Here is an 11,372-nt window from a genome sequence, read left to right on the forward strand (position 1 = left end):
GACAGGGGGGCGGCCACCCATGAGCAGCCACCGCCCCCGCGCGGCCCACGTCAATCCACCTGCGCCGGCTCCACCTCCTCGGCCTCCTTCTTGGCCGCGGCCTTGGCGTCGCGCGACGACTTGATCAGGCTCAGCACCGTGGTCACGGCGAGAGTGCCGATGATGACCCCCAGAGACACCAGGATCGGGATCTCCGGCGCCCACGACACACCGTCGTGGTGCAGCGCCTCCATGATCAGCTTCACGCCGATGAAGGCCAGCACCACCGACAGCCCCTTGCTGAGGTAGACGAGCCGGTCGAGCAGTCCTCCGATCAGGAAGAACAGCTGCCGCAGCCCCATGAGGGCGAAGGCGTTGGCGGTGAAGACCAGGTACGGCTCCTTGGTCAGCCCGAAGATGGCCGGGATCGAGTCCAGCGCGAACAGCAGGTCGGTGGTGCCGATCGCGACCATCACGATGAGCATCGGGGTGACCATCCTGCGCCCGTGGTGCACGGTGAGGCGGGCGCCGTGATAGGTGTCCGTCGTCGGGAGCACCCTGCGCACGGTGCGCAGCGCGAGGTTCTCGGAGAACTCCGCCTCCTCGTCCTCGTGCCCGATCAGCTTCCACGCGGTGTAGACGAGGAAGGCGCCGAACACGTAGAAGAGCCAGTCGAACCTGGTGACGGCCTCAGCGCCGGCCGCGATGAAGCCGCCGCGCATCAAGAGGGCCAGGATGATGCCGATGAGCAGCACCTTCTGCCGGTACTGCCGGGGCACCTGGAACCTGCTCATGATCAGCAGAAAGACGAAGAGGTTGTCCACGCTGAGCGAGTACTCGGTGATCCACCCGGCGAAGAACTCCCCTCCGTGCGCCGGGCCGGACAGCAGGAGCAGGCCGGCGCCGAAGGCCACGGCCAGCCCCACGTAGAAGGAGACCCAGCCCACGCACTCCTTGAAGCTGGGTTCGTGCGGGTTGCGGGCCACGAGCCAGAAGTCGAACGCGAGCACGACACAGAAGCCGCCGATCGTGGCCAGCCAGATCCACAGCGGCAGTTCCATCGCCGGCGTCATCTACGCGCCCCCTTCCGCGCGTTTCTGCGCTTGTCGACCACCCGGGCGAAGCGCAGGTACGTGCCGAGCAGGTCCTTGGCGAGCGGGTTGTCGCCGGCCCGGCGTACCAGCCAGTGCGGCATGAGCCGCTCGTGCATCCAGAGGAAGCCGATCGCGAAGCCGAGGGCGATCATCGCCTGGTAGGCCAGGAACGCCGGCACCCCTTCGGCCAGGCCGCCCGTCGGGGCCAGGACCTCCTGAGCCAGCCGAGACACCGGGAAGGCGGCCATCCAGTACAGGCCCACCGGCCCGAAGGTGCCGGGCCGGAAGACGCCGTGACCGAGCAGCATGCCGTACAGGCCGCCGAAGAGGCCGAGCGGCATGGCGAGCGCCAGTGCAGCCAGCGCGGCCATCCCGGTGGGCTGCCCCGCGAGCAGGGTCAGCCCACCGGCGATGGCACCGGCTACGGCTCCGATCGACGCCCCTGGCAGGGCGAGTTCGAGGCTGTGCCGTCCACCCATCAGCCCACGACCACGCCGTAGGCGAAGAGGCTGTAGAACAGCATCCCGAGATAGAACACCGCGCCGAAGCCGATGATCAGGTTGGTCCACCACTTGGGCCTGATCGGTTTCGGCAGCATGCGGTTGTTCACCAGGAGCAGGGTCACGCAGTACGCGCCCATGGCGAACGTCGACAGGAACGCCAGCGTGTCCAGGATCCCGCTCGGCCCGTCAGCCGGCCCGAACAGCAGGATCAGGATGCCGAAGATGATGACGCCCCAGAGGAAGATCCCGTACAGCTTCGACATGCCCAGCTTCTTCGCCCCGGGGACGAAGTGGAAGGACATGTCGGCCTGGCCACGGGAGAAGGAGTCGAACAGGCCGAGCGTGGCGTTCAGGCCGATCAGCGCGATGAACCCGAGGAAGACGGCCCCGAGAACCGAGCTGCCCGCCGACGAGACGGCGTCGGCCATCGCGGACAGCGCCACCTCCCGGTCGTCGCCCTGAATGGCCGTGCGCACGGCCGGGTTCTGGCGCACCGCCGACTGGGCGATCACCGTGAAGGAGATCGTGACCAGCATGGTGACGCCCCAGAACAGCAGCAGCGCGTCGAACGTGACCCAGCGCCGCCACCCCTTCCACTTCGCCATCTCGGCCGGGTCCTCGGTGTCGAACATGAACCCGCGGGAGGGCATCTCCTCTTCCTCGCCCGCGTGCCGCAGCCCGCGCACCTTCGGCAGGTGCACGCCCATGCCGGCGCCGGAGTCGCGCAGGTGCAGCGTGTACCACATCTGCTGCATGCCCGACGGGCCGGCGAAGGCGCACGCCCCGACGATGACGGGGAACCACGCGGCCGACATGGCCTCCGGCGGCAGGTAGCCGAAGGAGAACATGCCGCTGATCGTGGTGACCACGTCGCTCCACGAGCCGACCATGGCCGCGACCACGGCCGTGCCCAGCACGAGAGCGCCGATGAGCAGCGACAGCACGTTCTCGAGCAGGTTGTAGATCACCTTCGCCAGGGTGAAGACCACGCCGACGAGGATCAGCCCGGCGACCGCGGTCACCACCCAGGGTATTCCGGTGATCTCCTCGAACGCCGCCGCTCCCGCCGACAGGTGGCCCGGCCAGATGTAGACGGCGATCGCCACGATGAAGAAGAACCACATCAGCGGCTTGAACACCCTGGCCGCGCCGGAGAAGATGCTCTCCCCCGTGGCCATGGCGTAACGGGCCATCTCCAGCATCACCACGGCCTGCAAGGTGACGCCGATCAGGAACAGCCACCGGATCTCCGGTCCGAACAGCAGGACCAGACGGGGCCACATGTACGACTCGCCCATGCCCACGCCCAGGGCGACGAGGAACACCGTCGGCCCGAGAATGTGCACCGAGGGAGGCGCGTCGGGGAGCTTCCTGATGGGCATCGGCTCAAGCCGGCCCGCTTTCCATACTCGTTCATCCTCGACCGGCGGCGTGGCCGTCGCCGGTGGTGTGTTCGATGTGTCCACCTACGGACCTCCTGGGGGGTTGTTGCCTTCCTCGTGCGCCCCGAATAAGCCCCCTCGCCTGCTGCTGTCGCGCTCGGCTCTTAGCGCAACAGCCCGGCTGCCCTGGCCCAGCGGTACTTCGCACCTAGGACCGCCACGGGCTTCTCCGTCGTGTACGGGTACGCGACCACGCCATGCTCGAACAGGTACTCGCTGGCCTCCTCAACCTCGGTGTCGCCGGCGAGCGATGCCACGACCGGCTTGGTGTTGCCCTTCGCCCGCTCCTCCGCGACCACTCTCGCGATGAGCTCGGCGAAGACCATCGGCGGCGTCACGATCGTGTGCCAGTAGCCCAGGACGAGCGCGTGGATGCGGTCGTCCTGGAGGCCGAGGCGGACCGTGTTCTCGTAGGTCGAGGGGGGTTCGCCGCCGGTGATGTCGATGGGGTTGCCCGCCGCGCCGAACGGCGGGATGTAGGCGCGGAAGGCCGCGTCCAGGTCGTCGGGGATGTCCATGAGGGTCAGCCCGGCGTCCACGATGGCGTCGGAGAGCAGCACGCCCGAACCGCCCGCCCCGGTGATGATGACGACGTTCTCGCCCTTGGGCGCGGGCAGGATCGGCAGCGCGCGGGCGTATTCGAGCATGTCGTTGAGCCCTGGCGCGCGCACCACCCCCGCCTGGCGCAGGATGTCGTCGTAGACCTTGTCGTCGCCGGCCAGCGCGCCGGTGTGCGAGCCCGCGGCCCGCGCGCCCATCGCGGTGCGGCCGGCCTTGAGCACGATGACCGGCTTCTCCTTGACGACCCGGCGGGCGGCCTCGACGAAGCCGCGGCCGTCCTTGAGGTCCTCCAGGTGCATGGCCACGGCCTTGGTGTTGTCGTCCTGCTCGAAGAAGGTGAGCAGGTCGTCCTCGTCCACGTCGGCCTTGTTGCCGACGCCGACGATGGCCGAGACGCCCATCTTCGAGGTGCGGCTGAAGCCCAGGATGGCCATCCCGATGCCGCCGCTCTGCGAGGTCAGCGCCACGCTGCCGCGCACGTCGTACGGGGTGCAGAAGGTGGCGCAGAGGTTCTCCGGCGTGTAGTAGTAGCCGTAGATGTTCGGCCCGAGCATGCGCACGCCGTGCCTGCGGGCGATCTCGACGATCTCCTTCTGGCCCTCCACGTTCCCGGTCTCGGCGAACCCGGACGGGATCATGACGGCGCCCGCCGCACCCTTCTGGCCGACCTCCTCCAGGGCGGGGGCGACGAACTTGGCCGGGATGGCGAAGACGGCCACGTCCACGTCGCCGGGCACGTCGGTGACGCTCTTGTACGCCTTGAGCCCCATGATCTCGTCGGCCTTGGGGTTGATCGGGTAGATCTGCCCCTGGTAGCCGCCGTTGATGAGGTTCTTCATGACCGAGTTGCCGATCTTGCCGTCCTCGGCGGAGGCGCCGATGACGGCGACCGAGCGCGGCTTGAAGATCCGGTTCATCTGCCGCAGGATCTCCTCGCGCGGCAGCCGGGTGACCTCGGGCTGCGGGGTCCCGATGATGACGCGCACGTCGGCGGCGACCGCGCCGTTCGCGTCGGCGAAGACGGGGTTGAGGTCCACCTCGACGATCTCGGGGATGTCGGTGACGAGCCGGCCGACGCGCTCGATCAGCGCCGCCAGGGCCTCCCGGTTGGCGGGTTCCGCCCCCCGGACCCCGCGGAGCACTTCCGCCGCCCTGATGTCGTCCAGCATCTTCAGCGCATCATCGCCCGAAACCGGGGCAAGACGGAAGGTTACGTCCTTAAGTACTTCAACCAGGACACCGCCCAGGCCGAACGCGATGACCTTGCCGAAGGTCGGGTCGGTGACCGCGCCCACGATGACCTCGTGACCGCCGCCGACCAGCTGCTGCACCTGGATGCCGTCGATCTTCGCGTCGGGGTTGTAGGCGCGGGCGTTGGTCAGGATCGTGTCGTAGCCGGCGCGTACCTCCTCGGCGCTCTTCAGCCCGACGAGCACGCCGCCGGCGTCCGTCTTGTGCAGGATGTCCGGCGAGACGATCTTGAGGACGACCGGGAACCCGATCTCGCTCGCCAGCCGGGCGGCCTCGTCGGCCGAGCCGGCCAGGCCCTCGCCGGGGGTGGCGATGCCGTACGCCTGGCAGAGCTCGCGGCCCTCGGGGGCCGTCAGGGCCGTGCGCCCTTCGGCGAGCGCCTTCTCGATGACTTCCCTGGGGCCCACTAAATTACTCCGTTCGACTTGAGTTCCACCAGCTCGTCCGCGCTTACACCGAGCTCGCCGTAGATCTCGTGGTTGTGCTCGCCGAGCAGCGGTGGCGTGCGCACGTCCACCGGCGAGTCCGACAGCTGCAGGGGGCTGCCCACGGTGACGAACTCGCCGCGCTCGGGGTGGTCGACCGAGACGACGATGCCCTCCTCGCGCAGGCTCTGGTCCTCCACCAGCTCCTTGGTGGACAGGATCGGCCCGCAGGGGATGTTCTCGGCGTTGAGCCGGTCGAGCACCGTCCACTTGTCGTGCCGGATCGTCCACTCCTCGATGAGCTGGAACATCTTGTCCAGCTTCGACAGCCGCGCCTCCGGCGTCGCCCACTCGGGGTCGTCTGCCAGCTCCGGCCGGCCGATGATGGCCGAGATCGGCTTCCAGCCGACCGGCTGGACGATCACGTAGATGTAGTCGTTCGGGCCGCCGGGAGCGCAGCGCACCGCCCAGCCCGGCTGGCCGCCGCCGCTGGCGTTGCCGGAGCGCGGCACCTCGTCGCCGAACGTCTTGTTGGGGTATTCGCGCAGCGGGCCGTGCGCCAGGCGCTGCTGGTCGCGCAGCTTGACGCGGCACAGGTTCAGCACGGCGTGCTGCATGGCCACCTGTACGCGCTGGCCGCGGCCGGTCTGGCCCCGCTGGTAGAGGGCGGCCAGGATGCCGGCCACCACGTGGATGCCGGTGCCCGAGTCGCCGATCTGGGCTCCGGTGGCCATCGGCGGGCCGTCCTCGAAGCCCGTGGTGCTCATCGAGCCGCCCATGGCCTGGGCGATCACCTCGTACGCCTTGAACTTGGCGTACTTGCCCTGGCCGAAGCCCTTGATCGAGGCGTAGATGAGGCGGGGGTTGAGCTCCTGGAGGCGATCCCAGGAGAAGCCCATGCGGTCCACCGCGCCAGGACCGAAGTTCTCCACCAGGATGTCGGCGTTCTTCACCAGCTCGGTGAAGATCTCCTTGCCCCGCTCGCTCTTCATGTTGAGGGTGATGCTGCGCTTGTTGCAGTTGAGCATCGTGAAGTAGAGGCTGTCGACGTCTGGCACGTCGCGCAGCTGCTGCCGGGTGATGTCGCCGGTCGGCGCCTCCAGCTTGATCACGTCGGCGCCCAGCCAGCCGAGCAGCTGGGTGGCCGACGGACCCGACTGGACGTGGGTCATGTCGAGGACGCGAACACCTTCGAGAGCCTTCATCTCAAGCTTTCCCCTACTTGTACATGGTCTGGTTCATGGTTCCGGGGGCGTACACCTCTGGGTCGACCCAGACGTTGATCAGGGAGGGCTTGCCCGACTGCCTGGCCCGCTCAAGGGCGGGACGGATCTCGGCCGGGTCGCGCACCTCCTCGCCGTAGCCGCCGAGGAGCTTGGCGAACTCCCCGTAGCGGATGTCGCCGAGCGTGTTGCCCACGCGGGCGCGGTCCTCGCCGTACTTGGCGGCCTGGCCGTAGCGGATCTGGTTCATCGAGGAGTTGTTGCCGATGACCCCGATGAACGGCAGATCGAAGCGGACCATGGTCTCGAAGTCCCAGCCGGTCAGGCTGAAGGCGCCGTCGCCGAACAGGCACAGCACCTCCTTGTCGCGGCGGGCCTGCTTGGCGGCCATCGCGAAGGCCATGCCGACGCCGAGCGTGCCCAGCGGGCCCGGGTCCATCCAGTGGCCCGGCGACTTCGGCTGCACGACCTGGCCGGAGAAGGTGACGATGTCGCCGCCGTCGCCGATGTAGATCGTGTCCTCGGTCAGGAACTCGTTGATCTCGTGCACGAGGCGGTACGGGTCGATCGGCTGGGCGTCGGAGAGCTGGCGGGGCAGGCGCTTCTCGTACGCCTTGGTCTCGACCGCGCGCAGCTCCTCCAGCCACTCCTTGCGGCGGGCGGCGCCGTTCTCGACCCGGCCGCTGGCGGCCTGGGCCGTCGCCGCCAGGATGAGGCCGGCGTCGCCGACGATCCCGAGGTCGATGTCGCGGTTCTTGCCGACCGTGCGGTAGTCGAGGTCGATCTGCACGACCTTGGCCGTCGGCGACAGGCGCTTGCCGTAGCCCATCCGGAAGTCGAACGGGGTGCCGACGATGATGATCAGGTCGGCCTCGGTGAAGGCGTACCTGCGGCTGAGCTGGAAGTGGTGCGGGTCGCCGGGCGGGAGCGTGCCGCGGCCGGAGCCGTTCATGTACGCGGGCACGTTCAGAGCCCTGACGAAGTCGATGGCCGCGTCCGTGGCGCGGCACGTCCAGACCTGGTTGCCGAGCAGGATGCACGGCTTCTCGGAGTGCGCGAGCAGGTCCGCCAGCCGCTCGATGGCCTCGGGGTCGCCCTGCTGGCGGGTGGAGGCCCGGTAGTGGCCGGCCTCGGGGATGCGCGCCTTCTCGACCGGCACCTTCGCGTCGAGCACGTCGCGCGGGATCTCCAGGAACGACGGCCCGGGAGCGCCGTGGTAGCACTCGCGGAAGGCCATCGACACGATGTCGGCCACCCGTTCCGTGCTGGGCACCGTGGCCGCGAACTTGGTGATCGGGGTCATCATGTCGACGTGCGGGAGGTCCTGCAGCGAGCCCATCTTGTGCTGGCTCAGCGCCCCCTGACCGCCGATGAGCAACATCGGGCTCTCCGCCCTGAAGGCGTTGGCCACGCCGGTGACGGCGTCCGTCGTGCCCGGCCCGGCGGTGACGACCGCGCAGCCGGGCTTGCCGGTGATGCGCGCGTAACCGTCCGCGGCGTGCGCGGCCACCTGCTCATGGCGTACGTCGATGACCTCGATGCCCTCATCGACGCAGCCGTCGTAGATATCGATGATGTGGCCGCCGCAGAGCGTGTAGATCACGTCCACGCCCTCGGCCTTGAGTGCCTTGGCTACGAGATGACCGCCAGAGATCGTTTCCGACATCATGCCACCCTTTCCCGGCGACTGAACTGCCCACTGTCTTCCGCATACTGCATACCGTATGAACGCAATGGTTACCCCCTCGCGATGGGCCTGTCTAGACCCCAGGGGGCAACTCGATCAGCTCGACCCGCTCTCCTGACCACCCCGGAGGGACCACCGCAAGGGCCTCGGCCAGGGCCGCACCCCACAAAGAGCCCGGCCGATCGTGTCCCACGGGAATCGCTCCCCGCTCGGATCCGAGCACCGGAACCAGCCGGGTGTCACGGGGATGCGGGTGCACGACCCCGTGCAGCGCGCTCGTCTCCACGGCCGCCGGCGTCCCGGTCAGCTCGCGCAGGATCGGGGCGAGCAGCGTCAGCGAGGCGGCCAGGGCCGCGAACGGGTTGCCCGGCAGGCCCACCACGAGCCGGCCGTCGCGGAGACGGGCGAGGAGCTGGGGATGCCCTGGGCGTACGGCGACGCCGTCGACGAGCACGTCGGCGGCCAGGCCGTCGAGCACGGCCCGCAGGTGGTCGGCGGGGCCCTTCGACGAGGCCCCGCACACGACCACGATCTCGGGGGCATGGTGCCACGCGCCGGCCGCCTCGCGCCGGCCCTCGGTGAGCGCGGCGCGCAGGGGGCCGGCGCCGTCGGGGAGGCGGTCCACGCTCGTCACGCGTCCACCGGCCCACTCCACCAGGCCCGGCAGGAACGGCCCGATCGCGTCCCTGACCCGGCCGGGGCCCGGCAGCCCGTGATCGACCACCTCGTCCCCGGTGACCAGCACGGCGACGCGCGGGCGGTGCCGTACCGGCAGCTCGTCGTGGCCGAGCGCGGCGGCCAGCCCGAGCGCCACCGGCGTCACCACGGCGCCCTCCGGCAGCACGACCACCCCCTCGGGGACGTCCTCACCGCGCCGCCTGATGTGCCTGCCCTCCTCGGCCGGGCCGCGCACCCGCCCGCCGGTCGCGTCCGCCCGCTCGTACGGCAGCACCGAATCGGCGCCGGCGGGCACGGGAGCGCCGGTCGCGATCTCCACCGCCTCCCCCGCCCGCAGCGGCCGGTCGTGGGCCGCCCCACCGGCGAGCACGCGCGCCACCACCCGCCACGGCCCAGGACCGGCCACGGCGTAGCCGTCCATCGCCGAGACGTCCGTCCCCGGCACGGCGACCAGCGCCGACAGCGGCCCGGCCAGCCGGCGTCCGAGCGCGTCCCGCAAGGGGACCGTCCCGGGCTTGGCCGGGCAGGCCGCACCGGCCGCGAGGGCCCGCGCGGCGGGCCAGGAGATCGCTTCCACCACTGGTCCATGCCACGCAACGGCCACGGGCACACTCCTTGACCCTCGTTTTTCCATACTGTATACCGAATGCACGACGGGCCGCGATTTTGCGGCCCGTCGCAAGTTACGGGCCCGTACTTGTCATCCGACGCGAGAACGGAGCGCAGCATGAAGGTCGCTGTTCTTGGCGCCGGCGCCATCGGCGCTTACGTGGGCGCCGCCCTGCACAGGGCGGGAGTCGAGGTGCACCTCATCGCGAGAGGTCAGCACCTCGAAGCCATACGTAGCGCAGGTGTGCGGGTGCTCACCCCCAGGGGCGATTTCGTCGCCCATCCCCATGCCACCGACGACCCCACCCAGGTCGGTCCGGTGGACCACGTCTTCCTGGGCCTCAAGGCGAACAGCTACGCCTCGGCCGGCCCCATGATCGAGCCGCTTCTGCACGAGACCACCAGCATCATCGCTGCGCAGAACGGCATCCCGTGGTGGTACTTCCACGGACTCAAGGGCCCGTACGAGGGCTACCGCATCGAGAGCGTCGACCCCGGCGGAGCGGTGACATCCGCCTTACCCCTCGACCGAGCGATCGGCTGCGTCGTGTACGCCGCCACCGAGATCGAGGAACCCGGCGTGATCCGTCACCTCGAAGGCACCCGCTTCTCCATCGGCGAGCCCAGCGGCGAGCCGACCGAGCGGTGCGCCGCCTTCAGCGAGGCCGCCATCGCGGGCGGACTGAAGTGCCCGGTCGAGCGTGATCTCCGCCGGGACGTCTGGATCAAACTCATGGGCAACATCGCCTTCAATCCGATCAGCGCCCTCGCCAGGGCGACGATGGCCGGGATCTGCCGTCATGACGGCACCAGGGAACTGGTCGTGGCCATGATGACGGAGACCGTGGAGGTGGCCAGGCGCGTGGGCTGCGATCCGGGGATCTCCATCGAGCGCCGCCTTCGGGGGGCCGAGAAGGCGGGCGAGCACAAGACGTCCACACTCCAGGACCTGGAGAAGGGCAAACCGCTGGAGCTCGACGTGCTACTCGCCGCGGTGGTCGAACTGGCCGACCTCACCGGGGCCGAGGTGCCGACGCTGCGCGCGATCCACGCGGTCAGCGACCTGCTCAACGAGAATGTTGTTCGTGCGGTCTGACTCGGTATACCGTAGCCCGTATACACTACGGAGCCATCGTGAGCCATGACCGCCTGACCCGTCCACCCGCCTCCGTACGCGTCGAGCCGCCCGCGACCTCGCCGCACGGCAACCCTGTCACGAAAAGCGACCTCAACGACAAGGAGCACCTCGGGCACGGCCATGTCTGAGGCGGTACGCACAGTGGCCCGCCGGAGCGTCGCCGACGATCCCGCCGACCTGGCGCAGCCGACCGTCGCGAGCCCGCCGGACCGGCCCCGCGCCGCCCGACGGGCCTCCGGCCGGAACGGGGGCCTGCACACGGCCGGCCTGTTCCCGGCGGACGGCGAGCCACTGTGCGTACGCGAGCACGTCGGCCGGCACCCCACCGCCGATCAACTGCCCGACCGATTCAAAAGACGACCACCGCTACAAGACACCGCCCTGACGGCGCCGGTCCGGGGTACCGCCCCGGCGGTGCCCCCGCAGGGCACCGTCCACACAGGCGACCGGCGGCACCGCACCGGCCAGAACGTCACCCCGGGCACCGGCAACGGCTCTGCCGGCGCACGACCACCGGGGTGATGACGGGACGCCGCACGGCACACCTGGCCCCCAGTGTGGCGTGCGGCGGGCCCTGTCTAATTTGCTGTGTCTGATTTGCCGCCCTGTCGGGCGGCGGAGGCTCGGTCGCCTCAATGCCGCCGCCTTCCCCCGCTCCGGTCGCTTCGCTCCCTCCGCTCCTCCAGGCGACGGCACTCCCTCGCAGGTCAAAAGCCCGCTTGAAGCGCGGTGGGCTTGGTCGTGCCGACCTCGCGACAGTCAAGACCAGGCGCTCCGCGCGT

10 protein-coding genes are annotated in these 11,372 nt (G+C 69.7%); 3 read left to right on the top strand and 7 right to left on the bottom strand.

The window, feature by feature from the left end; all coding sequences use genetic code 11:
* Positions 1-50: 50 nt before the first annotated feature.
* From ABFX54_RS18325 to ABFX54_RS18355, 7 genes are all read right to left on the bottom strand, one after another.
* On the bottom strand, positions 51-1,040 hold the full coding sequence (locus tag ABFX54_RS18325) for a TerC family protein (protein WP_346106447.1): 990 nt from the start codon (positions 1,038-1,040) through the stop codon (positions 51-53).
* 8 nt (positions 1,041-1,048) lie between these two features.
* Complete coding sequence (locus ABFX54_RS18330; protein ID WP_346106293.1) at positions 1,049-1,552, bottom strand: hypothetical protein; 504 nt, start codon at positions 1,550-1,552, stop codon at positions 1,049-1,051.
* Positions 1,552-2,958 carry an Nramp family divalent metal transporter gene (locus ABFX54_RS18335; RefSeq protein WP_346106295.1) on the bottom strand — a complete coding sequence of 469 codons (1,407 nt, stop codon included), beginning with the start codon at positions 2,956-2,958 and terminating at the stop codon, positions 1,552-1,554. The genes ABFX54_RS18330 and ABFX54_RS18335 overlap by 1 nt, the downstream gene beginning before the upstream one ends.
* Positions 2,959-3,122: 164 nt before the next feature.
* Positions 3,123-5,237: an acetate--CoA ligase family protein gene (locus tag ABFX54_RS18340; protein WP_346106297.1), complete on the bottom strand. Its 2,115-nt coding sequence runs from the start codon at positions 5,235-5,237 to the stop codon at positions 3,123-3,125.
* Positions 5,237-6,460, bottom strand: a complete 1,224-nt coding sequence (gene frc, locus ABFX54_RS18345) for a formyl-CoA transferase (RefSeq protein ID WP_346106299.1) — start codon at positions 6,458-6,460, stop codon at positions 5,237-5,239. The genes ABFX54_RS18340 and frc overlap by 1 nt, the downstream gene beginning before the upstream one ends.
* Positions 6,461-6,473: 13 nt before the next feature.
* Positions 6,474-8,147, bottom strand: coding sequence for a thiamine pyrophosphate-binding protein (locus ABFX54_RS18350; protein WP_346106301.1), 1,674 nt, complete (start codon positions 8,145-8,147; stop codon positions 6,474-6,476).
* Between the two features lie 91 nt (positions 8,148-8,238).
* Positions 8,239-9,423 carry a molybdopterin molybdotransferase MoeA gene (locus ABFX54_RS18355; RefSeq protein ID WP_346106449.1) on the bottom strand — a complete coding sequence of 395 codons (1,185 nt, stop codon included), beginning with the start codon at positions 9,421-9,423 and terminating at the stop codon, positions 8,239-8,241.
* A gap of 147 nt (positions 9,424-9,570) precedes the next feature.
* On the opposite strand from ABFX54_RS18355, the gene ABFX54_RS18360 reads away from it, so the two are divergent.
* From ABFX54_RS18360 to ABFX54_RS18370, 3 genes are read left to right on the top strand one after another with little or no spacing between them, the layout of a single operon-like run.
* Positions 9,571-10,548, top strand: a complete 978-nt coding sequence (locus tag ABFX54_RS18360; protein ID WP_346106303.1) for a 2-dehydropantoate 2-reductase — start codon at positions 9,571-9,573, stop codon at positions 10,546-10,548.
* 38 nt (positions 10,549-10,586) lie between these two features.
* Positions 10,587-10,718 carry a hypothetical protein gene (locus ABFX54_RS18365; RefSeq protein WP_346106304.1) on the top strand — a complete coding sequence of 44 codons (132 nt, stop codon included), beginning with the start codon at positions 10,587-10,589 and terminating at the stop codon, positions 10,716-10,718.
* Positions 10,711-11,112: a formate dehydrogenase accessory sulfurtransferase FdhD gene (locus ABFX54_RS18370; protein ID WP_346106305.1), complete on the top strand. Its 402-nt coding sequence runs from the start codon at positions 10,711-10,713 to the stop codon at positions 11,110-11,112. The genes ABFX54_RS18365 and ABFX54_RS18370 overlap by 8 nt, the downstream gene beginning before the upstream one ends.
* The last annotated feature ends 260 nt before the right edge of the window (positions 11,113-11,372 follow it).

Origin of the sequence: Nonomuraea maheshkhaliensis (assembly GCF_039529435.1) — a bacterium.
In the GTDB taxonomy this organism is placed as follows: Bacteria; Actinomycetota; Actinomycetes; order Streptosporangiales; family Streptosporangiaceae; genus Nonomuraea; species Nonomuraea maheshkhaliensis.

Bases quoted from the DNA above. Each gene is read 5' to 3' on its own strand.
- ABFX54_RS18335 (WP_346106295.1), bottom strand. From the start codon at position 2,958: ATGCCCATCAGGAAGCTCCCCGACGCGCCTCCCTCGGTGCACATTCTC.
- ABFX54_RS18330 (WP_346106293.1), bottom strand. From the start codon at position 1,552: ATGGGTGGACGGCACAGCCTCGAACTCGCCCTGCCAGGGGCGTCGATC.
- ABFX54_RS18350 (WP_346106301.1), bottom strand. From the start codon at position 8,147: ATGATGTCGGAAACGATCTCTGGCGGTCATCTCGTAGCCAAGGCACTC.
- ABFX54_RS18370 (WP_346106305.1), top strand. From the start codon at position 10,711: ATGTCTGAGGCGGTACGCACAGTGGCCCGCCGGAGCGTCGCCGACGAT.
- ABFX54_RS18360 (WP_346106303.1), top strand. From the start codon at position 9,571: ATGAAGGTCGCTGTTCTTGGCGCCGGCGCCATCGGCGCTTACGTGGGC.
- frc (WP_346106299.1), bottom strand. From the start codon at position 6,460: ATGAAGGCTCTCGAAGGTGTTCGCGTCCTCGACATGACCCACGTCCAG.
- ABFX54_RS18325 (WP_346106447.1), bottom strand. From the start codon at position 1,040: ATGGAACTGCCGCTGTGGATCTGGCTGGCCACGATCGGCGGCTTCTGT.